Raw genomic sequence first — 25,400 nt, 5'->3', positions numbered from 1 at the left:
GGATGGATTTTGCCTACGCCCCGCCCAACGACCCGCTGGTGGTCCTGCACGAAGACGCAGAGGTCCTGCTGGTTGATAAACCGGCAGGGCTTTTGTCTGTGCCGGGGAAGGGGCCGCATCTGGCCGATTGCCTGCTCGCCCGCGTACAGGCGGCCTTTCCCGATGCGTTGCTGGTGCACCGGCTGGACCGGGATACATCCGGTGTGATGATCTTTGCGCTGACCCCGCACGCGCAGCGGCACCTGGGCCTGCAGTTTGAAAAACGCATGACCAAGAAGACCTATGTCGCCCGGGTCTGGGGGGTGCCTTTGGAAAAGACGGGGACAGTCGATCTGCCGCTGATTGTCGATTGGCCCAACCGTCCCAAACAGATGGTGTGTCACAAAACGGGTAAACCCGCGCAAACCGACTGGCGCGTTCTCAAGAACGATGGCGATACGGCGCGCGTGCGGTTGCAGCCTCATACGGGACGCAGTCATCAACTGCGGGTCCATATGCTGAGCCTGGGGCACCCGATCCTGGGCGACCCGTTTTACGCCACGGGGCCCGCGCGTGATTTCAGCCGCCTGATGCTGCATAGCCAGGAGCTGCGGTTCAATCACCCGCAAGGTGGTCGGTCAATGAAATTCCGCGCACAGCTGCCCTTCTGATCGCCCGATCGATTTCGCCGATCCAAAGAAAAGAAACTGCTTGACATGATACCTTATGGTTTCATAAAAGAGATACCATCAGGTATCATATAGGAAGACACATGTCCCCGGAACAAGCTACTTTTCGCGCTTTGGCGGACCCGACACGACGCAGCATCCTGGTCATGCTGCGGGGCCGGGATCTGACGATTTCCGAAGTCGCGGAAAATTTCGACATGACCCGGGCCGCCGTAAAGAAACACCTGACCGTATTGTCAGACGGCGGTCTGATCACAGTTCGCGCAAGCGGACGAGAGCGCATCAACACTCTCAATCCAAACGGCATTGATCCCGTCGTGGACTGGCTGAAGTTCTTCGACACCTTCTGGGATGATCGCCTCTCAACTCTCAAGACAGTCATCGAAAAGGACAAGAAATGACAGACCCTGTATTGCGCAAAACCATTTTCCTCAAAGCCTCGCGGGCCGATGTCTGGGCCTTCCTGACGGAGCCGGACAAGCTTGCCAAATGGTTCCACGCGCCCAAAAAGACGCTCGAAGCGGGTCAGAAACTTGAAATGTACGGCACAAAAAGTGGCGATCTGCTGATCTGGGGAGAGGTCAGGGCCGCCCGCAAACCTGAGTACCTTGAATATACCTTTACTGTGAAACCGATGGGCGATGAGGTCAGCCTCGTGAAGTGGACACTGTCCGAAGTGCCTGGTGGCACGCAACTGTCGCTGGAACACTCCGGCCTGCCGGCCACCGCCGAAGCCTTCGATCTGGTGCTGGCGCTGGACAATGGATGGGACAAGCATTTCATCGAGATGCGTGAGGCGATCCACGAGCCTGTGCCAGCGTGAGCCGAGACGCGCAGCGCTGCCGGAAACGGTGGCGCTGTTCAATTCGAGACACGATGGTGTTTGCATGCTGGCTTCGAGCCCTGAGGCACTAGGGTCTGAACTCAATTCGCCGCAGGCTTGATGCCATTCTAAGTCTCTGATTCACTGCCTGAAAAAAGGCGGTGACTATGGCAAGATTTGATCTGAGCGATGAGGAATGGGCGGTTGTGCAACCGCTACTTCCCCCGAAAGGGCGCGGCCCGGCACGCAAGGACGACCGGCAGGTGCTCAACGGCATCTTCTATATTCTGCGCACGGGCGCACCATGGCGCGATCTGCCGGAGCGATACGGCCCGCACACAACCGTTTACAACCGCTATGTTCGGTGGGGTGAGCGCGGGATTTGGCGGGGGATATTCGAGGCCTTGGCCACGGAATGCGCGGACGCCTTGGTCTTCGTGATAGCTCTATCGTCAAGGCACACCGCTCGGCGGCAGGCGCAAAAGGGGGGAGCTTTCACAAGGTATTGGACGCTCACGCCGCGGTCGCGGCAGTAAGGTTCATGCCGCCGTAGATGCATTCGGGCGGCCACTGCGGATCGATGTGACCGGCGCTCAAACCCATGACAGCAAGGCATTTGATGCATTTCTGGACTGGGACGCGACGCCAATGGCCATTGTCGCGGACAAGGCATATGGCAGCGCTGCCATCCGACAAGCGATCGCCGATGAAGGTGCGGTCGCCGTGATCCCTTCAAAGTCGAACGCCAAAGTGCCGATCCCCCATGACCCGGACATCTATGCAATGCGTAACCCCGTTGAGCGGTTCTTTTGCCGGATGAAAGACATGCGGCGGTTGACCACGCGTTATGACAAGCTGAAGCGAAACTTCCTCTCCATGATCCACATCTTCGCGATCAGGTGCTGGCTGAATTGAGTCCAGACCCTAATGCTGCGCTTCGAACCAATGACGGCTTTCGGTGCAAGCTACACTCGTGCCGTGGAATCGAACTCGTCGTGTGACCCAATTGAAGCTGCCCCGACATTTGATCGGAGCAGCAACAGAATTACACTACTTTAATGGGCCAGTTAGTTAGCCTTTTGGCTGACGGGCGTGATTTTTCCGATCGGCGCTCCAGCCAATGCGCCATGCTCGCGCAGGGTATCGGGATTGTCGGCCCGGTAGATGCAATACGTCCCTTCACTGGTCAGATAGGAGTGATCCCATTCGATCACATCGCCAAGTTTGGCTACTGCCGCATTCGAGCCTTTCGAAATCTTCTCTTTCTTGTCCAGCCCGAAGAAGCCGACACCAGGAATGGGGCGTTCGATGACAAAAACCTGATGCCCGTCGCGCGGCTCTGCACCGGCAGCCTGACCACCGCCAACGGTGGGCGAGTTGATGAAGAGCACTTCCGAGATTTTCTCGGGCGTGATGGCGGCGGCTTGAAACAGGTCGCGCACCGCGTCCTCGTCATTGGCTGTCAATACGACATAGCTGTCAGGGCCAGCGGACAACGTTTCGTCGACGCTCACACCTGCCTGTTGCATCAACGCCTCAGAGGGGGCGTTGAAGGGGGCTTCAAGTTCAACAACAAACTGGCCGGCAAATCCGGCAACGGGAGTGAAGAGAGCCGCAACCAGCACGGCGCGGAAAGAGGGGAACTTGAACATATGGTCCTCCATAGTTGAAATTTAGCGCTTAGTGGCTTGCGTGGCTATACTGCCCGAAACCGACTACATTGGTGGCGAAATCCGAGCTGAAATGTCCTGAATGACTTCCGAAATCGCTCCGAAATCACGCGTTTTGATGATTGGTCAGGGTCGATACGACCTTGAAACCGGTGCACTTACCGCAACGGACGGCGCACCGATACACCTGCGGAAACAGTCCGCCGATGTCCTTGCGGTGCTGTCCTATCGGGCAGGAGAGGTGGTTGATCGCGAAGCGCTGATTCGAGCGGTCTGGAAGGACATCGCAACGACCGACGACTCATTGATCCAGTGCATCGGTGATATTCGTCGTGCGCTCGGAAAAGACGTGATCGAAACCTATCCAAAAATTGGCTATCGGCTGGTCGCTGCGGCGGCATCAGCGGATCGCCCAACAGGCCTGCCTCACATCAGCCTTCGCCTGATCGCAGCGGTCGGGGCTTTCGTGCTGTTTGCCTCGGGTCTGGGCCTTTGGCAGAGTTCTGGTTCCGGCGGATTTGATGCTGATAGCGCAGTCATTGTTCCGCCTCGAATTGTGCCCGACAAGACGCTCGCGGTTCTGCCTTTTGTCAATCTTGGCGGTGGCGACGAGTTGCAATTTTTTGGGGATGGTCTCAGCGAGGATTTGACCACCGACCTCGCCAAGATAGCGGATCTGACAGTGATCGCCTATGCGTCCAGTGGCGACTTTCCGCAAGCCGAGGTAGGTTTCAGGGAGATCGCTGACAATCTTGGTGTGCGTTATCTTGTGCGCGGAACCGTGCGGCACTCCAACGACCGGGTGCGCATCAATGTTTCCCTCATCGACCCCTTCGAGGGCGTGAGTGTTTGGGCCGAGCGATTTGATCGGATCCGGCAGGACCCCTTCGATGTCCAGGAAGATGTGACGCGCGCAATCGTTGACGCTCTGTCACTTTCGCTCAAAGCCAACGTGGTGCCATCGCGCGTGGCGACAGACGCCTATTTCATGTTACTGCGCGGTCTGGAGCCATTGCGGGAAGGCACAATCGAAGGCAACGCCCGAGCCCGCGAATACTTCGAAAAAGCGCTCGAGCTTGAACCAAACTATGCACGTGCACACGCCTACATTGCTGTCGCATATGGGCGCGACATGATGTTCGACTATGCTGCCCCATCACAACGGCAGTCTGTCCAACCGGGGCTTCAGGCCGCCATCGCAGCAATACAACTCGACCCCGACATCCCGAATGCCTATTTCGCGCTGGCAATCCTGAACCTTGCCATCGGAGAAAATGACAAGGCACTTGCGGCAGCGAGACATTCGATTCAACTCAACCGGAACTTCGCCGAGGGCTACGCCATCCTGGCCGAGGCGGCTGTTTACGGCGGCGATCTTGAAGAGGCGCGCGAAGCGATCCAGCACGCCAAACGATTGCACCCCCATCATCCGGCGCGACTTGACTGGATTGAGGCACACGTCCATCTTCAGCTTGGTGACGCAGAAACCGCGCGCGCGTTGCTGGAGATGACAGTTGAGGAAGCTCCTGGTTTTGCGGCAGCTTTCGTCTTGCTCGCTGCCACCTATGCCGAACTGGGAGAGCATGAACGGGCAAATTCAGTGCTCGCAGCTTTGCGCGCTCAACGCCCGGGTTTTCAGGTTGAGCAGTTCGTAGCCTCGGCACCTTTTGCATCCGAAGATCGTCGTCAGTTGCTTGATGATGCTCTCCAACAAATAATCAGAGATTGACAAGCCACTTCAGCCAGATTTCTAACCACTTTGACCGCCTGTTGGCGAGCAGCGGTCGCATATTTGTCAGACTTAAAGCGGACTTTGGCGCAGCTGCAGCGAAATGAGGCTTCTCTAATCGGGCGTTTGGGTCAAGCTCATTTCATCGATTCATTTCTTTGCTGTAGGGATCACTGTCCTTCATCCGGGTCACACTTCTCTTCGCAGTCATTGATGACCCGGTTCGGTTGGGTCGCTGCATGCATGTGTCGGAATGGACGTGGAGCGCCCCGCTTCGTCTCGCGCTTGTCAGTCGCAGCACCAATATTCGGCGTCATCCACAGACCTCGTCCGGTGAGGGACGATCCCGTCTTCGATCTTGTGAAGGTGTCAGGTCATACGGCAGCCTCCAAAGCGCGGTGACGGAACTCGGTATTGTCGGCCCACATCCGGTGCATGATGACGGCCAACTTACGGGCGACAGCAACGACAGCCCGGCGGCGACCTTTGCGGCGCATCAGCCGAAGGCCCCAACTTTTGATCTCGGAGCTGGCCACAGAGCGCATCATCATCGCATTGGCGGCGGCGTAGAGCGTTGCTCGCACATCGCTATCACCAGCCTTGGAGATACGGCCCGGATTGTCGGTTTCACCAGACTGGTATCTTCGTGGTGTCAGCCCGAAGTGCGCAGCAACCGTCCGAGAACTGGTGAACCGTGCCGGATCATCGACGGCAGCCCGGAAGGTCAGTGCGGCAATCGGCCCGACGCCTGGGATCGCCATGAAGCGCAGGCAGATCGCATCATGACTGGCGGCTTGCTTCACGCGTCGATCCAGTTCTCGGTAAGTCTTGTACAGCATCGCGCGGGCATCCAGTAGCGGCAGCAGGGCGCGCGACAAATCTGGATCAGCCTCAATCAATGGCCTGACACGCTCGTCGAAGGACCCCTGATCCACGCGTGACGGAAGACGCAAGCCAAAGACCCGGAACAGCCCCCGAACCTCATTGGCCAGATCAATGCATTTCTTTTGAACGGCCTTCCGGCTGCTCAGCAGTGCGCGGTAGGCATGTGCCTCCCGGCTCTTGATGAAGACCTTGCTATACCACCCGGACCGAAGCACTTGCGCTATCCCACGGGCATCTGTCTTGTCGGTTTTGTTGCGCATCGCCGATAGCGCCGCATTGACCTGGCGTGCCTCCATGCAGACCACATCGAACCCTGCTTTCCGAAGCCCAAAGTAAAGATGCTGGCTCATAGCGCCAGACTCGAAACCTATCTGACACTGCCCTGTCGGCACATCCCGCAGGCAGGTCACGATGTCTTCAATCTCACAAGCAACAGAACGTTCGAAGACGTGCTTGCCGTTGGTATCAATCACGCAGACCGCCACCGACCGGAGCGATACGTCCAAGCCAACAAAGTAATCCATTTCGTTCTCCTCAAATTGCAGAAACCACTGCAACTCTATCAAGAACCTGACCCTGCAACCTGGTCAGCCCGATTACTCATGCTTTGTCCCGCGAAGCGGACGCAAAAAAAAACGCGGAAACACCATTTGGAAGCGCCCGGATGTACCGGGCGCCTCCGTCCAATGTGTTTTTACTCTGCCGCCCAGCCGGAAACCGCTTTGACTTCGAGGAATTCCTCCAGACCGAAGGTGCCCCCTTCCCGGCCGTTGCCGGACTGTTTGTAGCCACCGAACGGGGACCCTTGGGCAAAGCCCTGACCGTTTGTCTCGACCATGCCGGAGCGTAGACGGCGCGCCACGCGGCGGCGTTTCTCGTCGTCTTCGGTCTGGACATAGTTGGTCAGCCCGTAGGGCGTGTCATTGGCGATCGCGATCGCTTCCTCTTCGCTCTCAAACGGAATGATCGATAACACCGGTCCAAAGATTTCCTCGCGCGCGATGGTCATATCGTTGGTGACATCCGCAAACACGGTGGGTTTCACGTAGTATCCCCGGTTCAACCCGTCCGGTCGGCCGAGGCCTCCTGCCACGAGACGCGCTTCGCCCATACCAACCTCGATCAGCTTCTGGATCTTGTTGAATTGCGCTTCGGAAACAACGGGACCGATGTGTTTCCCCTCTTCCGAGGCAGGGCCGACATGCGTGTTGTTGGCCGTGTCGGCTGCCATCTCAACCGCTTCGTCGTAACGGGATTTATGCACCAGCATCCGCGTGGGCGCGTTGCAGGACTGCCCCGTGTTCCGGAAACAGCGGACAGCACCCGCCTTGGCCGCCTTGGGATGGGCATCTTCGAAGATGATGTTCGCCCCCTTGCCTCCCAGCTCAAGGCTGACGCGCTTGAGAGTGTCGGCAGCGGCCTTGGAAATCGCGATGCCGGCACGGGTGGAGCCGGTAAAGCTGACCATGTCCACTTCGGGATGTGCCGAAAGCTGACTGCCCACACCGGCGCCATCGCCATTGACCAAGTTGAACACGCCCGCAGGGAAACCCGCCTCATGCACAAACTCGGCAAACAGCAGGCCCGACAGGGGCGCAATCTCTGATGGTTTCAGCACCATCGTGCAGCCGGTTGCCATCGCGGGAATGGCTTTAAGGATGATCTGGTTCATCGGCCAGTTCCACGGCGTGATCAGCGCGCAGACGCCGATTGGTTCCAGCAGGGTCTTTTCGGTCGCCGTAAAATCCCGTTCAAAACTGAAATCTTCGAAGGCCTTGAGGAACCCGCCGAGATGCCAGCTGCCCGCGCCGACCTGTTGGTTGCGGCTCAGTTCCATCGGCGCGCCCATTTCCATCGACATCGCCTGTGCCATCTCTTCGGAACGGGCGTTGTAGATGTCAAGCAGGCGGCGCATGAGGGCGGTGCGTTCTTCCTTGCTGGTTTGCGACCAGCTGTCAAAAGCCGCACGGGCCGCCGCAACAGCGGCATCCGTATCCGCCTGATCCCCCAGAGAGATGACCGCGCATTGCTCTTCCGTCGATGGATCGATCACTGCAAAGTCATTTGCCTTGGCCGGGGCAACCCACTGACCGTTGATATAGAAATCACGTTTTTCCAACATGGGCTCTGTCCTTTTCTGTTGCACCGCGTGCCGGGGTGCTGGGGGATTCGCGGCACTCTGTCATTCGCCGTTACCCTCTGCAAGAGAGGGGATGAAAGACGCGCCCGAACATATTAAGTTAACGGCACGAGATACTCTTAGCATTGCACCGGAGGACACCATGGGCTTGCGCATCAACGACACTGTTCCGAATTTGACGGTCGAAACTGACCAAGGCACGATCCAATTACATGACTGGATCGGCGACAGCTGGGCGATTCTGTTTTCGCACCCCAAGGATTTCACGCCGGTGTGCACAACCGAGTTCGGGGCCGTCGCGCAATTGGCCGACGAATGGGAGAAGCGTGGGACAAAGGTGATCGGCGTCTCCGTGGACGGGGTCGAGGATCATAAGAAATGGAAAGGCGATATTGAGACCGTCGGCGGTGCCAAGGCGGGTTTCCCGATTATCGCGGACGACGGGCTGGAAGTCTCCAAAGCCTTCGACATGTTGCCGGCCGAAGCCTACCTGCCAGACGGTCGCACGCCTGCGGACAGCGCGACAGTACGGTCGGTCTTTATCATCGGCCCGGACAAGCAGCTGAAACTGTCGATGACCTACCCCATGACCGTGGGCCGCAACTTTGCCGAAGTTCTGCGCGCGCTGGACGGATTGCAGATGTCGATTGGCAAAGGCGTTGCCACACCGGCCAACTGGAATGTCGGGGATGACGTGATCATCCCCGCGACGGTGTCGGACGAAGACGCCAAGGCGAAGTTTGGCGAGTTCAACAAGATCCTGCCGTACCTGCGGACAACCAAGGCGCCGGAGTAACCGCGCGATGAGGCGGCGTCGCATACGCCGCCTCAAATCGGCAATTCGGTTGTCGACTTCAATTCCTTCAAAACGAAACTGGAATGAACCTCGCGGACAATCGCATTGCGCAACAACGTGTGGGTCATGAAGTATTCGTAGGCTTCAACGTCTGTCACCCGGATTTTCATCTGGTAATCCGCCTTGCCCGACGTCGCGAAACACTCCACGATTTCGGGATGGCCTTCTATCAACCTGGCAAACCCCGAAACGGTTTTCTCAGAATGGTCTGTCAGCGTGATCGATGCGAGAACGCATAGTTTGCACTCCACCTGGGCCGGGTCCAGCAAGGCAACCCGCGCGGTAATCAGACTGGCATTTTCGAATTCCTGAAGTCTGCGCCACACGGTGCTCTGGGCCATTCCGCAGCGTTCCGCCAGCTGGGCAAGCGACAGGCTGGAATCGCGTTGAATTTCCCGCAATAGCTGCCGATCCGAGTTGGAAATTTTCATATTGCCGCCCGCTTGGAATATTTTGACGATATCTTGCGCGAGAGCATGAGGAAAGCCCCGGCGGACAGCGGGGGTTTCCTTATATCGCGATGGCTCAGGCGGCGCGGCGGCGCTTTGCAACCACCCCGATCAGTCCAAACCCGGTGAGCAAGAGGAACGCAGACGCTGGCAGAGGCACAACCGCGGCCTGCGCCTGCTCGGCGAGAATGCGATGTGTGGCCGCCGTGGGATGCACCGCGTCGGCAAAGAGGAAGCTATCGACCTGCCCGAGCGTCAAACCACCATCAGTAACGCAGTTTGTCCCAATATCTGAGGCAAAACTGATCGTGCATGGCAGGGTGACATTCGCGAAATCATAGATCCCTTCCGGTCCCAATGGATCGTTCAGGACCGCATCAAACAGGCCCAGGGTATCGATGGTGTAGATGTTCAGCCCCGCGTTTCGCAGATCTGCAATATTGCTTTTCAGCTGTGCATTGAACGCCAGTGTCGCATTCGTCGCGTTTTCCTGATTGGCGGTGTCAAAGAGGGCGTAGGACGGGGTGAGCCCCAGGTTCGGCAGATTTGGGATGATGAAGTCATCAAACAGACCACGCGTGGCAGTCGCAATACCGGCAACCTGCTGGGTCAGCAGGTTTGCAGCCCTGCGCGCGTCCTCCAGCCGTGTCTCCCCTTCGAGCGTGTTAAACAGATCGTTTGCGCCAAACCAAACCGAGGCCAACGGGTTGCTGCCCGGCTCAATCGCATCGAAGAACGGTGGCACCGCCGTGTCCAGAAACAGGTTTGCAGAGAAAGCCTGAATCTGGCCCGCGAAGGTTGATATCGGGGTCCGGGGTGTGTCAACCGGTCCCGCGGTTGCGCCGCCGATTGCGTAGTTCTGGTTGTCGTTGCCCGCTGCTTCGAAATCGTCGGCGAGAATTTCGGTCCAGACTTTTCCGTTCGAAAAGCGCCCGTCAAGGCTGGGGGCGGACAACACGCCCGGGCCCACTTTGCCGTTGTCAGACAGGCTGTCCCCGAACGCATAGTAGCTGGTGAAGATGTTCGTCAGCGGGCTGGCATGGGTTGCCGTTGCCAGGCCGAGCGCAATTGTCGTGGCGATTATTCCTGATTTCATGATCAGCCCTCCCAAGCGATGTGTCGCAAATTAGCATCGAATTATCATCCGCCCAGCATGACCCTGCGGCAGCTTTGCAGGACGCCACGTCATAAAAAAAGACCCGGCACAATGGCCGGGTCTATGCTCTTTTTCAAGAAGTGCGCAGGTTACTCTTCTGCGGGGGCTTCTTCTTTCTTGATCTCTTCGCCGGTTTCCTGATCGACGACTTTCATGGACAGACGCACTTTGCCGCGATCATCGAAGCCCAGAAGTTTGACCTTCACTTCCTGACCTTCCTTGAGAACGTCGGACGGATGGTTCAGGCGACGGTTCTCGATCTGGCTAACGTGCACAAGCCCGTCGCGCTTGCCAAAGAAGTTCACGAAAGCGCCAAAGTCGACGATTTTCACCACGGTGCCGGTGTAGATCATGCCTTCTTCGGGTTCTGCCACGATCGAGTGGATCATGTCGTAGGCTTTCTTGATCGAATCGCCGTTCGGAGACGCGATCTTGATGGTGCCTTCGTCGTTGATGTCCACTTTGGCGCCCGAGACTTCGACGATTTCGCGGATGACCTTGCCACCCGAACCGATCACTTCGCGGATCTTGTCCGTTGGGATCTGCATCGTCTCGATGCGCGGCGCGTGGATCGAGAAGTCCGCGGCACCGGTCAGTGCCTTGTTCATCTCGCCCAGAATGTGCATCCGGCCGTCCTTGGCCTGTGCAAGGGCTTTTTCCATAATCTCTGGCGTGATGCCGGCGATCTTGATGTCCATCTGCAGCGAGGTGATGCCGTTTTCCGTCCCCGCAACCTTGAAATCCATGTCGCCAAGGTGGTCTTCATCCCCCAGGATGTCCGACAGGATCGCATAGGAGCCGTCTTCTTCGAGGATCAGACCCATCGCAACACCGGCCACCGCGTTCTTCAGCGGCACGCCCGCGTCCATCATCGACAGCGAGCCGCCGCAGACTGATGCCATCGACGACGACCCGTTGGATTCGGTGATCTCGGAGACCACGCGCACGGTGTAGGGGAAGTCGGTCGCGGCGGGAAGAACCGCCTGCAACGCGCGCCAGGCGAGCTTACCGTGGCCGATTTCGCGGCGTCCCGGAGGGCCCACGCGGCCCGCTTCACCGACCGAATAGGGCGGGAAGTTGTAGTGCAGCAGGAAGTTCGATTTGAAGTTGCCATGCAGCGCGTCGATGAACTGCTCGTCGTCGCCGGTGCCCAGCGTGGTCACGACCAGACCTTGCGTTTCACCACGGGTGAAAAGCGCCGAACCATGGGTCCGGGGCAGCATGCCGGTTTCGCAGACGATATCGCGGATCTCGTCGGTTTTCCGACCGTCGATCCGCTTGCCGGTTTTCACCACGTCGCCGCGCAGGATAGAGGCCTCAAGACCTTTCATCGCGGACCCAAGGTTGGGGTCTTCCAGTTGCTCTTCGCTCAGCGCTTCCATGATCTTGTCGCGCGCAGCGGCGACGGCGGTGGTCCGCTCCTGCTTGTCAGAGATCGCGAAGGCCGCGCGCATGTCCGTCTCGCCTGCTGCTTTCACTGCGGCGGAAAGCTCGGAGTAGTCAGCGGGCTGAAAATCAAACGGCTCTTTCGCCGCATCTTCCGCCAGATCAATGATCAGATCGACGACGGGCTTCAGGCTGTCATGCGCAAACTTAACTGCGCCGAGCATTTCCGCCTCGCTGAGCTCGTAAGCTTCCGATTCGACCATCATCACCGCGTCTTTGGTCCCGGCAACCACCAGATCAAGGCGTTGTTCAGGGTTCAGGCGCAGGTCCTGCATGTCGTCAACGGTCGGGTTCAGGACATATTCGCCGTCTTCAAAGCCGACGCGGGCACCGGCAATCGGACCCATGAAGGGCGCGCCGGAGATGGTCAGCGCGGCAGAGGCGGCAATCATCGCCACGATGTCGGGATCATTGACCAGATCGTGGCTGAGCACGGTGCACATCACCAGGACTTCGTTTTTAAAGCCCGAGACGAACAGCGGGCGCAGTGGCCGGTCGATCAGACGCGCGGTCAGCGTTTCTTTTTCAGTCGGGCGCGCCTCGCGCTTGAAGAAGCCTCCCGGTACTTTACCGGCGGCGTAGTATTTCTCTTGGTAGTGAACGGTCAGCGGAAAGAAATCCTGACCCGGTTTTTGTTTCTTGGCGAAGGTGACGTTCGCCATGACACTGGTCTCGCCCAGTGTTGCAATCACCGACCCATCCGCCTGACGGGCCACTTTTCCGGTTTCCAGTGTGAGCGTTTCCTCGCCCCACTGCATCGATTTTGTCGTTACGTTAAACATCTACGTTTCCTGTGTTGGCCCTTGGGCCATTGCATAGGGGGCGAATTCCCCCTGACCCCGATATCTTCTTTTGGCGGCGCTGAGGTCCGGGCGCCGGCTTTCAGATTGCGCGTACGTACACGAGAAACCAGCCCTTGGAAAGGGAGGGTTTACGCAGCGTTCGGCCTTTCGTTGAAGGGATTTGCCGCAGCCTGACAGCGCGGATAACGCAGCCGCGCAAGAGCGCATCGTGACATGAACACGTGACTTTCCGCTTCGGTGACGGGGAGCATGCCGATATTGGTCAGATCCCAGTCTGCGCGCCTGCGGGTGCGCCGCGTCTTGCTTTGGCCGGTCCGCAGTGTCTGTTCACGGCCCTTTTTCATCGAGAATTCGGCTGAACAGTCCAACGACAAAGGCGGTGGTCATTCCGAACATCAGGATGCCGGTGACCGACACCATCGCCCCGGCAATCCGGTAACCGGGGTCCAGCACCACATCGCCGTATCCCACGGTGGTATAGGTGACCAGAGAATAATAGATCGGCGCTTCATATCCGGGCAGGGCACCGACCGCCCAGAGCGAGAAAGCGCTGATGTATATTTGCAGGGTGTGCGACAGCAGGAGCACCAGGAACAATGCGCAGACGGTCAGGATTTGATGCCGTGTGGTACGATCCTCGGAGAAATGATCGTTGTTGCGTAAATGCCGGACAAGGCGCGCAATGATCAGAATGTGCAGGAGTGCGCAGATCAGCAATACGGTGCTGCCAAAGATGATCTGGAAGAGTACGAGCATTACGGTCCAGGTCTGAGCTGTTTCGGGTTTCGGACTGATCTAGGGTGTCGGGGCGGCGATGTCCAATACCGTCAGTTCTGCGCAATAGCCGCCAGCAGCACGACTGCCATCATCGACGACGCCATGACGATGTTGATGATCCGTTGCACCCGGGTCGGCAGGTTCATCCGTTGCAGCGTTATGCCCAGCCAAAGCCACGCAAAGTGGATCGGTATCCAGATCGCGTTCACGATCAGAAACTTCAGGGCGATTTCGGTGGCGAGGCTTTGCGGCCAGAAGTTGAACCCCGTGAATAAGGCCGTGTTGACCGCGTAGGCCTTTGGATTGATTGCCTGCAAAACGATCCCGCCCAGCACGCCCGGTGGGTTTTGCCGCTCTATGAAAGCAACCTTGCTCCCGGCAAAGGCGATCCGCAGGGCCAGATAGGCCAGGTAGGTGATCGAGGCGAAAAACAGGACTGTGCGCAGGCGGTCGTCGGCAAGAAGCGCTGCCGTCAGTCCGCTGACCACCGCGAGAGAGACGAGATTGGTGCCGATGAACAGACCGCCCACATAGCGCGCACCGGCTCTGGCGCCAAAAGCCGCGCCGACGCCCGCCGTCGACAGCACACCGGGGCCGGGTGTGATGATAAGGAAGAATACGGCGGCGGCGAAAGTGAGCATGTGCGTACTCTACGAGCACCTCCGGTGGCGTAAAGGGCATAGAGCCAAGAAAAAAACCGCACCCTGCGAGGCGCGGTTTTCATGATTTCGAAACGGGCGGGCTGTCGGGTCGTCGGCACCGACCGGGGTCGCTGCTATGACCGGCCAGCCCACCGGATCAGATGAAACTCAGCGGCGCAGGCCAAGGCGTTTGATGAGATCCTGGTAACGGGCCTCGTCCTTGCCTTTGACGTAGTCGAGAAGCTTGCGGCGCGTGGCCACCATCTTCAGCAGACCACGGCGGCCGTGGTTGTCTTTCTTGTGGGTTTTGAAGTGCTCGGTAAGCGTTGCAATGCGCGAGCTGAGGATGGCAACCTGAACTTCGGGCGAGCCTGTGTCGCCTTCCTTGGTTGCATATTCTTTCATCACGCGTGCTTTGTCTTCGGCAGTGATCGACATCGGGGTCTCCTTTTCAAAAAGAGTTACAGGAATGGCTCAGGCCGGGATGTCGTCCAGCACAGGCCCGTGGAGAAATCGCTTTGAGGAAGATTCCGCTCGGCGATGCGCGCGTATAAGCGCCTTCGCCGCGAATGGCAATTGAAGAATCGCGCGGTACCGGATGTCAGGTTGCGGCCTGCGGCGCGGAACGGCCCGGTCAGACGGGCTCCAGACCAATCGCCTCCGCCGAACTGAGCGGTATCAAGGTCAGGTCTGCGACGCTGAGTTCTGTGTCCCCATAGATTTCCGCCACGCTGACCCCGTTCATCGAGATATGCATGACTTCCGGATCATCAGGATCGGGGTTGACGCTGACATCGGGTTCATCCGCAGTGGCGCTGGTGTCGTCCCACACCAGCATCAGACTGTCGTGCGCGGGCTCATAGTCGAGAATTTCCACGCCCTTCCCCTCAGTGATCCAATCGCCCAGCAGAAACTCGTCGTCTCCGGCGCCGCTGACGGCAATGTCATTGGCCCCGAGAATGAGAAGATCATCACCATCGCCGCCGTTCAGATAGTCGGACGCGTCGGTATCGGTGATCCCGGCATAATCCGGGTCATCGACGATACCATTGAGAATATCGCTGCCGATCCCGCCGAATATCAGATCAGACCCGCCCTCACCGTCAATCCTGTCGTCGCCCTCACCACCTTCGATGAAATCGGTGTCGGAGGTGCCGGTGATCACTTCATCCGCGTCACCGCCCAGGATCTGAGACACATCCAGCGTGTCGAACTGGTCAAACAGATCGATTGTATCGGCGGTATAGCCATCGTCTTCGAGCGCGCCGTCTTCGTGTTCATCCTCGATCTCATCCGGCTTGATCGCAACAAGCGATGCTGCCCCAACCCCTACCAGACCCATTAATCCTGCCATCCAAAGCATGACGTCAAACCTCATTATTGCGCTCTGGCACGGCACCCGGACAGGGTGGTGCCTTACACATCACACGGTGGCCAAGCATTACGCCCAAAATCTAACCAAGGGGTTAACTGCCGCCGGTATGGGCCCAGTGTTCGGGCAGTCTGGCGTATGGCAGATACAGCGGATGCCGGGGGTGTCCGGCTTTAGACAGGCCGAGATGAAACAGGGTGTGTCCCGCGTCTGTCAGCAGCCGGGCGACCTCATCGCCACGTGCCCGATGCGCCCCGTGGACACCCCACGCAGCAACGACCTGATCGGCCCAGCGAGCCGACGTCAGCAGGATGTCGTCATTGCAGGGCCCCACAGGTTCCCTGGCACGGCGCATCGCCATGGGATCGGTGTCGCGCCAGGCGAATATATTGGTTAGCTGGAACGCGCCAAATCCAAGGTGTTCCGCGCGCCTCTGGCACCTCTCCACCGTCGGGTCGTTGCGGATCTCGTCTGCTTTCGAGGGGTTCAGCATGACGAAGGTAACCCGGGGCAGAGCGTCATCCCAGACCCGTACAAGGCGATATCGATAGCGTTCGCAGTCGGAATAGACCGCTTCCGACCATGTTGTCGCGTCCTGATGCGTCCGTGTCAGCATACCGGCGTAATGCCAGTACTCGGGACGCGAAACAAGGCCGCACCGGCGGTTTGCGGCCTGCCAGTGTCATTGCCTCTTTCAGCCGTGCGCAGGAACGCGTTTTCCCGGAATATCAAAGACTTCGCCGCGCAGTTCAAGAACCGCGGCTGCCACCAGCGCGTAGACAATATGGCCCCAGAGCGCGACCCATGTGATGCCGGTAAACCCAAGGAAGGGTTTCATGCCGGCGACCAGATGCGCCATGCCGTATAGCGCAAATGCCCATAGGGCAACGCCGTAGACGGCTGCGGTTATGCCCCAGTGCAGTTGCGGCAGAACCGCGCGTTGAATCGGCCGGGCGATGGCCAGATAGCCGACCACATAGAAAACAAGGCCGGTGAGAGTGTGCAGAAGATACGCAGCACCGGAGGGCGCCGATCCGAAAACGGATTTCAGAGTGGCGCCAGCCAGGCCGACAGGCGCGAGTTTGGCATAGCCGAACAGCGGGCTGAGGGCTTGGCCAAAGGAGTCGAATGCGATGGTGGCAAAAGCGCCGGCGGTCAGGATGGAAAGAGCAGTGCGTTTCATATCAGGGCTCCAGGTTGGGAGGTTTATCGGTCGTCTGACATCGATATGGCAGTCTCGGCCCCGGCTTTGCAGTCTCCTCACACAAGGCTTACCCGGCGTGGAATTTTCGTAACAAATTCTGAAATATTCTAGCGATTCCGCTGACATCGGCGCGAGAATTGCGACAGATTGAAATATTTGGAACTGATCAGTTCTTAATATTCAGCACGCGACTTGGATGCAGCTCACCTGATTTGTAGCGCCCAATGGCAATCGCGCGCCCGTCATAGGACGCCCAGCATTCATCGCCGTAGTCAACGTCTGACGCCAGAACCATGCCGGGGTTGCCATTGCGCAGACGTGTCGCCCCTTCCCGGGTGGCTTTCACTTCCGGCAGCGACACGAAGGCCTCTTCCAGCGGACGCAGGTGCTCATCAAGCGCGGGCGTCTGCGCCATCGCGTCTATCTGGTCCAGTGTCAGAGCGTCGCTGGCATCGAAGGGGCCGGACCAGATGCGCCGCAACGCGCGGACATGGCCTAGGCATCCCAGCGTCTGGCCGAGGTCGCGCGCAATGGAGCGCACGTAACCGCCTTTGCCGCATGTCAGCTCCAACACCACGTGGTCAGCATTCGGACGGTCGATCAGCAACAGGCTTTCAACGTAAAGCGGACGGGCAGCGATCTCCATCTCTTCCCCGTCGCGGGCACGTTTGTAAGCCCGCTCCCCGTCGATTTTGACGGCGGAATACTGGGGCGGCACTTGTTCGATATCGCCGACAAACGCGCTCAGGGCCTCTTTGATCTGAGCGTCATCGGGACGCAATGCGCTTTCCGCGATGATTTCGCCTTCGGCGTCATCGGTGTTCGTGGCCTGACCCAGACGTACCGTAAACTCATAGGCTTTAAGCGCATCCGTGACGTAGGGCACCGTCTTGGTCGCCTCGCCTAGCGCGATCGCAAGAACGCCGGTCGCCGCAGGGTCGAGGGTACCGGCATGGCCTGCTTTCTTCGCATCCAACGCCCAGCGGACCTTGTTGACGACGGCAGTGGAGGTCGGCCCCGAGGGCTTGTCCACGACCATCCACCCTGAAATGTCTCTGCCCTTGCGTCTGCGTCCCATGTGTTCCTCGATTTTCGTGCACCGGGGCCAATACCCGCCAAGCCGTCCGACGGCCAGAGGAATTCGACACGATCACCCGAAAGGGCCGAAAACTATTCGATCGGCGCAACAACCCCAACGATCGGTCCGAGGCTGAAACCAAAATCGCTCCGCTTGAGCGATGGCGCATACAGTCGCGAGATATTGCCGTCAAAGTAAAGAGCATTGGGAACCTTGATATGGTCCCGGAAGAGAAGGCCAAAGCTGTGAAAATTCACCGGCTCGTCGGAGATCGCGAAATAGGCGCGAGTGCCGTCCGCTGACGTACCGACACCGTTGCGAATGTATTTGGAGGTTCCATCAGCCAGAAACCGAGGGTGTAACGCGCCGTCGATGACCAGCATGGGGCCGGATTGTGTGGCGTCCTCGCACCGGGGGTCATCCTTGATGTAGCGTGTTGTCTCAAAGACATCAGCGCGACCCTCACGCAGGCAGAAAACGCCATTGGGCAGCAGACCGAAGTTCCCCGGACCGGCGGTGTCAATGACGCGCATGATCTCCTTGCCATCTTCGACGTAATGGCCTACGGGCGCGCGGTTTTCGTGATACATGCCAGCATTCATCGCAAAGATCAGCCGCTTGTTCTGCTCAGCAAGTGCGCCGTCAACAGTGGCAAACTGGCCCAGAGGATCGCCTGCATCGTCATAAAGAAACAGCTCCAGATCTTCGACGGTGGCATCGACTTCGCAAATGCTGTAGCGCGCCTCCTGAAAGATGACCGATGCACATTCCACGGCGGCTGCGCCCTGGGCGACCGTGATGAGTGCTCCTGCCAGCCACATCGCGCGGATCATTCCGTAGTCTTCTCCTCACCGGCGGTATCGCGGCGCACATCCGCCCGGTTCAGCATCTCGCGCGTCTGATCCATGCGGTCAAAGGTTTCATCCAGCTGAAACCTCAGATCGGGCGCGAACTTCAAGGACAGCTTCTTGGAGACGATGCGGCGCAGTTCACCCTTATTGCGCGCAAGAAGGCCGATCACCTCGTCCTGGCCCTGCCCGCCGAGCGGTAAAACATAGGCGGTCGCGATTTTCAGATCAGGCGATGTGCGCACTTCGCCGACCGTGATCGACAGACGATTCAGGTCGGGATCATGCACATCGCCCCGCGCTAACACGTCGGACAAGGCCCGGCGAATGGTCTCACCCACGCGGAGCTGACGTTGGGACGGGCCGGGCCCGTCGTGAAATTTGTTCTTTCCCATGCGCCCCCATCTAAGCCTTCATCAGGCCTTTGCCAAGCGGGCTTGCCCGCGATAAGCAGGGTTCGGGATCGCAGGGTAAGGAGCACGGCGTGAGCAAGCGGATGGGAATTGTTGTGACGGGTGTCTCCGGGCGCATGGGTCGGATGCTGGTGGAGACGATCGCCGCGTCGGAGCAGACCCAGCTTGTGGGCGCAATTGAACGGGCGGGCCACGAATGGATCGGGCGCGACCTGGGCGATGCGATGGGCGGCGCGGCGACAGGGGTGTCCGTCACAGATGATATGGCGGCGGCGTTGGAGGGTGCCGACGTCGTGATCGACTTCACGGCGCCGGTGGCAACGCTGAAAGTGGCCGAGGCGGCGGCGCTGACCGGCGTTGCGCATGTGATCGGCACGACCGGCATGACGGCGGAAGAGATTGCCCGGCTGTCAGGCCCCGCGGAGCGCACGGCCATCGTTCGTGCCGGGAACATGAGCCTCGGCGTCAACCTTCTGGTGCAATTAACCAAACGCGTCGCGGCCGCCCTCGACGACGATTACGATATCGAAGTGATTGAGGCGCACCACAATCAAAAGATCGATGCCCCGTCAGGCACCGCGCTGATGCTGGGGGAGGCCGCAGCCGAAGGGCGCGGCGTCGCTCTCGATGCGGTTGCGGACCGTGTGCGCGACGGTATCACCGGCGCGCGTCGGCGTGGGCACATCGGATTTTCCGCCATTCGGGGTGGTGATATCATCGGCGAGCATGACGTCATGTTCGCGGCTGCCGGAGAGCGCATTGTGCTGCGTCACCTGGCGTCTGACAGATCGGTTTTCGCGCGCGGTGCGATCAAGGCGGCGCTCTGGACCGCGGGGAAACCACCGGGCCAATACGACATGCTGGATGTTCTGGGCCTGTCTGGGCAATAAATCGCCGACCGGTGCGGGTAATTTGAAACCAAAAAGCGACCTGCTGCGTATATGTCGAAAGTCCTTGATCGGAGTTCTGTCAAATGCGTGCGATCATCAGTGCCTTCGCCATCCTTACGGCAACAACCGCTTCCGCGGAATTTGCCAAGGTAACAAGCCAGGAAGAATTCGTGTCACTGGTTGTCGGCAAGGAGCTGAAACGGCCCTTTGTGAAACTGGAGGTCTCGCCGAACGGTGACATTTCTGGTGTGGGCGCGGCCTGGGAGGTGTCGGGCAACTGGACTTGGCGAGAAGGCTATTTCTGCCGTGATCTCTTCTGGGGCGGCGACGCACTGGGATACAACTGTCAGGAAGTGCAGGCGAAAGAAAACCGAATTCGCTTCACGTCTGACCGGGGCGCTGGCGATTCAGCTGAATTCCGCCTCCGGTAAGAGGCGCGTCCTGTTAAATTGAACGCGCTGCGCGCGTACGCCATGCGCCCGTACCGGGCATTGGCACGGGCTGAGAGGGCAAGACCTAGAAGTCGACGGCAATTCCTTTTTTTTCCCAATCGCCGTATCGCACCGGTTCCGGCCCGTCCCGCCCACCAAGCTCGGTAGGCAGTTGCACGTCTTTTGCCTTGCGGCGGCGCTCCGCAGCTTCGGCCAGGGCACGCTGTGCGGCTGGCGGCAGGGGCTTTTGATCGTCAGGTGCTGTGCTGTCGTCGGTCATTTCGCATCTTTCCTGCGTGTCCTGCCCTTGATATACGCCCGTCCTTGGCGCAGACAACCCGCCATCATCCAATGGAGCCGCAAACATGTCCGACACAGGCGTCCCGGCGCGCAAAAGCGCTGTCTACCTGCTTGACCATATATTGGGAGAGGGGCGCTTGATGTCTGAACTCACCGGTGCCGGTGCCTTGGACAAACTACCCGCCGAGGACCGCGCGCGTGCGTCACGCCTGGCGCTGGACACCTTGCGCGGATTGGAACGGGCAGATCGGTTGCTGCAAAAACACCTGTCGAAGTATCCGCCGCTGACGGTGCGCAACGCGCTGCGTGTCGGCACGGTGGAGCTGTGCCAGGGCGCTGCGGCGCATGGTGTGGTGAATGCGATGGTCGAACTGGTGTCACGGCATCCGCGGCTTGGTCACCTCAAAGGGCTGACAAACGCCGTGTTGCGGAAAATTGCCGCCGACGGGCCAGAGGCGTGGGATGCCCTGCGGGCGCCGCGCTTGCCCAAATGGTTGCGCGGGCCATTGGTTCAGGCGTGGGGGGCAGAGGCCATGGCAGCCATGGAACAGGTGCATTTCGCGGGTGCGCCGCTGGACCTGACAGCCCGCGGGGACGCGCAGGCCGTTGCCAGAGCCACGGGAGGTGTGCTTCTGCCCACGGGCACGGTGCGGATTGCGGGTGCGGGCCAGGTGACCGCGATGCCGGGGTTTGCCGAGGGTGATTGGTGGGTTCAGGATGCCGCCGCTGCGCTGCCTGTCCGGCTGCTGGCGCCGAAACCCGGTGAAAATGTACTCGATCTCTGTGCCGCGCCGGGGGGCAAAACGATGCAGCTTGCGGCGGCGGGTGCGACGGTGACCGCGGTCGACGATTCTGCCGGTCGCATGGCACGGGTCGAAGAAAACCTCGCCCGGACCGGCCTCACCGCCCGATTGGTCGTGCAGGATGCGCTGCAAACAACCGGGCAATACGACGCGATCCTGCTCGACGCACCTTGTTCGGCCACAGGCACCATTCGACGTCACCCGGATCTGCCGCATGCCAAGGATGGATCTGAATTCGGAGATCTGATCGCGTTGCAGGCGCAGATGATCGACCATGCGTGGCGCCTGCTCAAACCCGGCGGCAGGCTGGTTTTCTGCACCTGTTCACTGCTGCCCGACGAGGGTGAGGTGCAGGTGGACGAGGCGCTGGTGCGTCATACGGACATGCGTGCCGATCTCGCCGCGCTGGAGTGCCCGGGTATTGAACCCGCATGGGTCACGCAGGAGGGGGGGCTTCGATTGCGTCCGGATTTCTGGGCTGACCGGGGCGGGATGGATGGCTTTTACATGGCGTGCCTGCGCAAGGCCGTGTAAGGCGGCAAATGCCGTTACCGGCAAAATCAGACTCCGTTAAGATAAGCCGGTGACTCATGTGTTGCACCGCGCTAACATATGCCCAAACGCCGTCAGAGCGTCCCCAGGCAGAGACCCACATGTCCGAAAACCGAAGTTTTGCCGCCCGCAAGGTGCATTTCCTCAACCGCTGGCACGCCGCGCGTGCGGGGCGTATGCGGACCCGCGCCGTGGGCTTTGTTTCGTCACCGGAGCCGCGCACGATCGGTAGTTTTGCAAAGGGACGCCAGCTGTTGGCGGGCAACTTCCTGTTCGCCGGTCACCTGTTGGAACACAAGGATGCCGCGTTGTGGGATCTGCCGACACCAAACAGCGATTACGAGCAGGAAATCCATGGGTTCGCCTGGCTCGATGATCTTGCGGCTGTCGGAGATGCGGCAGCCCGGAACGCCGCGCGCCTGTGGCTCTGGGGCTGGATCGACCGCTACGGGCGCGGGCGCGGTCCGGGCTGGACGCCCGACCTGACCGGGCGACGCCTGATCCGCTGGATCAACCACGCACTTTTCATGTTGCAGGGGCAGGATGCGCCTGACAGCGACGCCTTTTACCGCAGCCTCAATCAGCAAACGCACTTTTTGGCGCGCCGGTGGCATGGGGCGGCGAGCGGTCTGCCCCGCTTCGAAGCACTGACCGGTCTGATCTACGCCGGTCTGTCGCTGGAAGGGATGGAGGCGGTCGCCTTGCCCGCCGTCAAGGCGCTGGCCAGGGAGTGCCGGACCCAGATCGACGAAGAGGGTGGTCTGCCGACGCGCAACCCGGAAGAATTGCTGGACGTCTTCACCCTGCTCACCTGGGCGGCCGCGGCACTCTCCGACGCCGGGCACGCCACCCCGCAGGAGCATCTGGACGCCATAGAACGGATCGCGCCGACACTGCGCACCTTGCGGCATTCGGATGGCGGTCTTGCGCGGTTTCACGGCGGGGGCCGTGGCCCTGAGGGATGGCTGGATCACGCGCTGGCGCAGGCGCGTGTCAAAACACGGCAGCCGGACGGCCTGTCGATGGGGTTCGCAAGGCTTTCGGCAGGGCGTACGAGCGTCATCATTGATGCCAGCAAGCCGCCGAAAGGACGCGCCTCCTTTAACGCGCATGCCTCGACGCTGGCGTTTGAGCTGACCTCGGGGCGTCGCCCGCTGGTCGTGAACTGCGGATCGGGCCGGTCCTTTGGTCCCGACTGGCGGCGCGCCGGGCGCGCGACCCCCTCGCATTCGACCCTGTCGCTGGACGGCTATTCAAGCGCGCGCCTGGGTGATGTTGACCGTGCGGCGGGCCGCGAGGAGCTTATCGAAGGCCCCTCGCGCGTACCCATAGAGATCGGACATGTCAGCGACGGTCTGCGATTTCAGGGAGGACACAACGGCTTCGTCGACACCCACGGGCTGACCCACGCCCGAACGCTCGAGATGACCTTCGACGGCCGTGCAATGGCCGGGGAGGACATGTTGCTGGCGCTGGATGACAATGAGAAGCGCCGCTTTGACCGCGCATTGGACGCGACCAAGCTACAGGGCATTTTGTTCGATATCCGGTTCCATCTGCACCCCGAGGTCGATGCCACACTCGATCTTGGCGGGGCGGCCATATCAATGGCGCTCAAAAGCGGTGAAATCTGGGTGTTCAGGCATGATGGTGCTCAAAACCTGAGCCTGCAGCCGTCGGTTTATCTTGAAACCGGGCGTCTGAAGCCGCGCAGCGCAAATCAGATTGTCCTTTCGGGCCGGGCTATGTCATACGCCACGCGTGTCCGCTGGTCCTTGTCCAAGGCGCAGGAAACTGCGATTGGCGTGCGGGATCTCAGCCAGGATACGCCTGACCTGACCGAATAGCCTTTGAGGACCGATATTCATGACCGACCTTGCACCGCTGCGCCGCGCGCTTCTTTCCGTATCTGACAAGACGGGACTGGTGGAACTCGGTCAGGCACTGGCGGCGCGCGGTGTGGAACTGCTGTCGACCGGGGGTACTGCGAAAGCCTTGCGCGATGCCGGGCTGAATGTACGCGACGTGGCTGATGTGACCGGCTTCCCGGAAATGATGGATGGTCGCGTGAAAACCCTGCACCCGGTGGTGCACGGCGGTCTTCTGGCGCTGCGCGACAACGACGATCACCAAGCCGCGATGGAGGCGCATCAGATCAGTCCCATCGATCTGGTGGTGGTAAACCTTTATCCCTTCGAGGCGGCGCTGGCGAAAGGGGCGGCATATGCTGAAATGATCGAGAATATCGATATCGGCGGTCCGGCGATGATCCGTTCTGCGGCGAAAAACCACGGGTTCGTGACGGTTGTGGTCGACGTTGAAGATTACGCCGCGGTTCTCGCGGAACTGGAGACGCATGGCGGCCAAACCACCTACGCCCTGCGTCAGCGTCTGGCGCAAACCGCCTATGCCCGCACAGCGGCCTATGACACGGCCGTCGGTACATGGATGGCAGGTGAAGTGGGGCAACCCCCGCGCCGCAGGACATTTGGCGGCGCATTGGCGCAATCCCTGCGCTACGGGGAAAACCCGCATCAGGCCGCTGCCTTTTACACAGATGGCTCGAACCGCCCCGGCGTTGCCACAGCGACCCAGCATCAGGGCAAGGAGCTGAGCTACAACAACATCAACGATACGGATGCGGCGTTTGAACTGGTCAGCGAATTTGACCCGGCGCAGGGGCCTGCCTGCGCAATCATCAAACATGCCAATCCTTGTGGGGTCGCGCGCGGTAAGACGCTGAAAGAGGCCTATGGCCGTGCTTTCGATTGCGACCGGACCTCGGCCTTTGGGGGCATCATTGCGCTGAACCAGCCGCTGGATGCGGCAACGGCGGAAGAGATTTCCGGGATATTCACGGAAGTGGTGATTGCGCCCGGTGCGGAGGAAGCAGCACGCGACATCTTTGGGGCGAAAAAGAACCTGCGCCTTCTGACCACCGATGGGTTGGCCGACCCGGAAGTCGCCGCATTAGCGGTAAGGCAGGTCTCTGGCGGGTACCTGGTGCAGGATAAGGACATCGGGCGCATCACCGTGGACGATCTGAAGGTTGTGACCAAACGCGCACCATCAGAGCAAGAGATGGCCGATCTGCTTTTTGCCTGGACCGTCGCGAAACACGTGAAATCCAATGCGATCATCTATGTGAAGGATGGCGCGACAGTGGGCGTGGGTGCCGGCCAGATGAGCCGCGTGGACAGCACGCGCATCGCCGCACGCAAGGCGCAGGACATGGCCGACGCGATGGGATTGCCCGCACCGCTGACGCAAGGCTCGGTTGTGGCATCCGATGCCTTCTTCCCCTTTGCAGACGGTCTGATCACGGCCGCCGAAGCAGGCGCAACCGCGCTGATCCAGCCCGGCGGGTCCATGCGGGATGATGAGGTGATTGCCGCGGCGGATGACGCGGGTCTCGCCATGGTGTTCACCGGCATGCGCCACTTCAGACACTGACGACAGGAGCCCC

General features: G+C 59.8%; 26 protein-coding genes and 1 pseudogene. 11 read left to right on the top strand and 16 right to left on the bottom strand.

Going from position 1 to position 25,400, the window contains the following annotated elements:
* Positions 1 to 2 precede the first annotated feature (2 nt).
* The 4 genes and pseudogenes from KX928_RS01940 to KX928_RS24290 all read left to right on the top strand — a co-directional run.
* Positions 3 to 650, top strand: coding sequence for an RluA family pseudouridine synthase (locus tag KX928_RS01940; RefSeq protein WP_219498241.1), 648 nt, complete (start codon positions 3 to 5; stop codon positions 648 to 650).
* A gap of 101 nt (positions 651 to 751) precedes the next feature.
* A complete protein-coding gene (locus KX928_RS01935) occupies positions 752 to 1,069 on the top strand; it encodes an ArsR/SmtB family transcription factor (protein WP_219498239.1) in 318 nt (105 codons plus the stop codon).
* Positions 1,066 to 1,491 (top strand): SRPBCC family protein, encoded by a 426-nt coding sequence (locus KX928_RS01930; RefSeq protein WP_219498237.1) that lies wholly within the window; start codon positions 1,066 to 1,068, stop codon positions 1,489 to 1,491. Before KX928_RS01935 ends, KX928_RS01930 begins: the two co-directional genes overlap by 4 nt.
* Before the next feature lie 189 nt (positions 1,492 to 1,680).
* A pseudogene (locus KX928_RS24290) lies at positions 1,681 to 2,406 on the top strand (IS5 family transposase); the annotation flags it as partial.
* 152 nt (positions 2,407 to 2,558) lie between these two features.
* Here the strand turns inward: KX928_RS24290 and KX928_RS01915 are convergent.
* Entirely contained in the window at positions 2,559 to 3,143 is a 585-nt protein-coding gene (locus tag KX928_RS01915) for a nickel-binding protein (RefSeq protein WP_219498233.1), read from the bottom strand.
* A 100-nt stretch (positions 3,144 to 3,243) separates the two neighbouring features.
* Between KX928_RS01915 and KX928_RS01910 the strand changes: the two genes are divergently transcribed.
* A complete protein-coding gene (locus tag KX928_RS01910; protein WP_219498231.1) occupies positions 3,244 to 4,890 on the top strand; it encodes a winged helix-turn-helix domain-containing protein in 1,647 nt (548 codons plus the stop codon).
* A 374-nt stretch (positions 4,891 to 5,264) separates the two neighbouring features.
* On the opposite strand, the gene KX928_RS01905 is transcribed toward KX928_RS01910, so the two are convergent.
* Together KX928_RS01905 and KX928_RS01900 are read right to left on the bottom strand one after the other, a co-directional pair.
* The gene (locus KX928_RS01905) at positions 5,265 to 6,299 is read right to left on the bottom strand and encodes an IS110 family RNA-guided transposase (protein ID WP_219500056.1); all 1,035 of its coding nucleotides are present in this window, start codon (positions 6,297 to 6,299) and stop codon (positions 5,265 to 5,267) included.
* Positions 6,300 to 6,469: 170 nt separating this feature from the next.
* Positions 6,470 to 7,897 carry an aldehyde dehydrogenase family protein gene (locus KX928_RS01900; RefSeq protein ID WP_219498229.1) on the bottom strand — a complete coding sequence of 476 codons (1,428 nt, stop codon included), beginning with the start codon at positions 7,895 to 7,897 and terminating at the stop codon, positions 6,470 to 6,472.
* A gap of 160 nt (positions 7,898 to 8,057) precedes the next feature.
* Between KX928_RS01900 and KX928_RS01895 the strand changes: the two genes are divergently transcribed.
* Positions 8,058 to 8,711, top strand: a complete 654-nt coding sequence (locus tag KX928_RS01895) for a peroxiredoxin (protein ID WP_219498228.1) — start codon at positions 8,058 to 8,060, stop codon at positions 8,709 to 8,711.
* A 32-nt stretch (positions 8,712 to 8,743) separates the two neighbouring features.
* Here the strand turns inward: KX928_RS01895 and KX928_RS01890 are convergent, their stop codons facing one another.
* The 12 genes from KX928_RS01890 to rbfA form a co-directional block, all read right to left on the bottom strand.
* The gene (locus KX928_RS01890) at positions 8,744 to 9,202 is read right to left on the bottom strand and encodes an Lrp/AsnC family transcriptional regulator (RefSeq protein WP_219498226.1); all 459 of its coding nucleotides are present in this window, start codon (positions 9,200 to 9,202) and stop codon (positions 8,744 to 8,746) included.
* Positions 9,203 to 9,296: 94 nt separating this feature from the next.
* Positions 9,297 to 10,316, bottom strand: a complete 1,020-nt coding sequence (locus KX928_RS01885) for an SGNH/GDSL hydrolase family protein (protein ID WP_219500054.1) — start codon at positions 10,314 to 10,316, stop codon at positions 9,297 to 9,299.
* A 149-nt stretch (positions 10,317 to 10,465) separates the two neighbouring features.
* Positions 10,466 to 12,604, bottom strand: coding sequence for a polyribonucleotide nucleotidyltransferase (gene pnp / locus KX928_RS01880; RefSeq protein WP_219498224.1), 2,139 nt, complete (start codon positions 12,602 to 12,604; stop codon positions 10,466 to 10,468).
* A gap of 348 nt (positions 12,605 to 12,952) precedes the next feature.
* Complete coding sequence (locus KX928_RS01875) at positions 12,953 to 13,381, bottom strand: potassium channel family protein (protein WP_219498222.1); 429 nt, start codon at positions 13,379 to 13,381, stop codon at positions 12,953 to 12,955.
* Positions 13,382 to 13,452: 71 nt separating this feature from the next.
* Positions 13,453 to 14,043: a LysE family translocator gene (locus tag KX928_RS01870; RefSeq protein WP_219498220.1), complete on the bottom strand. Its 591-nt coding sequence runs from the start codon at positions 14,041 to 14,043 to the stop codon at positions 13,453 to 13,455.
* Positions 14,044 to 14,211: 168 nt separating this feature from the next.
* Positions 14,212 to 14,481 (bottom strand): 30S ribosomal protein S15, encoded by a 270-nt coding sequence (gene rpsO, locus KX928_RS01865; protein WP_219498218.1) that lies wholly within the window; start codon positions 14,479 to 14,481, stop codon positions 14,212 to 14,214.
* A gap of 196 nt (positions 14,482 to 14,677) precedes the next feature.
* Positions 14,678 to 15,406, bottom strand: coding sequence for a calcium-binding protein (locus KX928_RS01860; protein ID WP_219498216.1), 729 nt, complete (start codon positions 15,404 to 15,406; stop codon positions 14,678 to 14,680).
* A gap of 103 nt (positions 15,407 to 15,509) precedes the next feature.
* Complete coding sequence (locus tag KX928_RS01855) at positions 15,510 to 16,031, bottom strand: DUF1643 domain-containing protein (protein ID WP_219498213.1); 522 nt, start codon at positions 16,029 to 16,031, stop codon at positions 15,510 to 15,512.
* A 78-nt stretch (positions 16,032 to 16,109) separates the two neighbouring features.
* A complete protein-coding gene (locus KX928_RS01850) occupies positions 16,110 to 16,598 on the bottom strand; it encodes a hypothetical protein (protein WP_219498211.1) in 489 nt (162 codons plus the stop codon).
* A gap of 187 nt (positions 16,599 to 16,785) precedes the next feature.
* The gene (truB, locus tag KX928_RS01845; protein ID WP_219498209.1) at positions 16,786 to 17,697 is read right to left on the bottom strand and encodes a tRNA pseudouridine(55) synthase TruB; all 912 of its coding nucleotides are present in this window, start codon (positions 17,695 to 17,697) and stop codon (positions 16,786 to 16,788) included.
* Between the two features lie 92 nt (positions 17,698 to 17,789).
* Complete coding sequence (locus KX928_RS01840; protein ID WP_219498207.1) at positions 17,790 to 18,530, bottom strand: phosphodiester glycosidase family protein; 741 nt, start codon at positions 18,528 to 18,530, stop codon at positions 17,790 to 17,792.
* A complete protein-coding gene (rbfA, locus tag KX928_RS01835) occupies positions 18,527 to 18,940 on the bottom strand; it encodes a 30S ribosome-binding factor RbfA (protein ID WP_219498205.1) in 414 nt (137 codons plus the stop codon). The genes KX928_RS01840 and rbfA overlap by 4 nt, the downstream gene beginning before the upstream one ends.
* Before the next feature lie 101 nt (positions 18,941 to 19,041).
* Between rbfA and dapB the strand changes: the two genes are divergently transcribed.
* Both dapB and KX928_RS01825 read left to right on the top strand, forming a co-directional pair.
* Positions 19,042 to 19,848, top strand: coding sequence for a 4-hydroxy-tetrahydrodipicolinate reductase (gene dapB, locus KX928_RS01830; RefSeq protein ID WP_257883556.1), 807 nt, complete (start codon positions 19,042 to 19,044; stop codon positions 19,846 to 19,848).
* 83 nt (positions 19,849 to 19,931) lie between these two features.
* The gene (locus KX928_RS01825; protein ID WP_219498201.1) at positions 19,932 to 20,279 is read left to right on the top strand and encodes a dihydrodipicolinate reductase; all 348 of its coding nucleotides are present in this window, start codon (positions 19,932 to 19,934) and stop codon (positions 20,277 to 20,279) included.
* Positions 20,280 to 20,364: 85 nt separating this feature from the next.
* Here the strand turns inward: KX928_RS01825 and KX928_RS01820 are convergent, their stop codons facing one another.
* A complete protein-coding gene (locus tag KX928_RS01820) occupies positions 20,365 to 20,559 on the bottom strand; it encodes a DUF1674 domain-containing protein (protein WP_219498199.1) in 195 nt (64 codons plus the stop codon).
* 85 nt (positions 20,560 to 20,644) lie between these two features.
* On the opposite strand from KX928_RS01820, the gene KX928_RS01815 reads away from it, so the two are divergent.
* The 3 genes from KX928_RS01815 to purH all read left to right on the top strand — a co-directional run bounded on the left by KX928_RS01815 (position 20,645) and on the right by purH (position 25,387).
* Positions 20,645 to 21,916, top strand: a complete 1,272-nt coding sequence (locus KX928_RS01815) for an RsmB/NOP family class I SAM-dependent RNA methyltransferase (protein WP_219498197.1) — start codon at positions 20,645 to 20,647, stop codon at positions 21,914 to 21,916.
* Between the two features lie 119 nt (positions 21,917 to 22,035).
* Positions 22,036 to 23,781 carry a heparinase II/III family protein gene (locus KX928_RS01810; RefSeq protein ID WP_219498195.1) on the top strand — a complete coding sequence of 582 codons (1,746 nt, stop codon included), beginning with the start codon at positions 22,036 to 22,038 and terminating at the stop codon, positions 23,779 to 23,781.
* Positions 23,782 to 23,800: 19 nt separating this feature from the next.
* Positions 23,801 to 25,387, top strand: a complete 1,587-nt coding sequence (gene purH, locus KX928_RS01805) for a bifunctional phosphoribosylaminoimidazolecarboxamide formyltransferase/IMP cyclohydrolase (RefSeq protein ID WP_219498193.1) — start codon at positions 23,801 to 23,803, stop codon at positions 25,385 to 25,387.
* Positions 25,388 to 25,400: the final 13 nt, after the last annotated feature.

It is taken from the genome of Roseobacter insulae (assembly GCF_019375555.1).
GTDB lineage: Bacteria > Pseudomonadota > Alphaproteobacteria > Rhodobacterales > Rhodobacteraceae > Roseobacter > Roseobacter insulae.
This window is presented reverse-complemented; position numbering and strand designations above follow the sequence as displayed.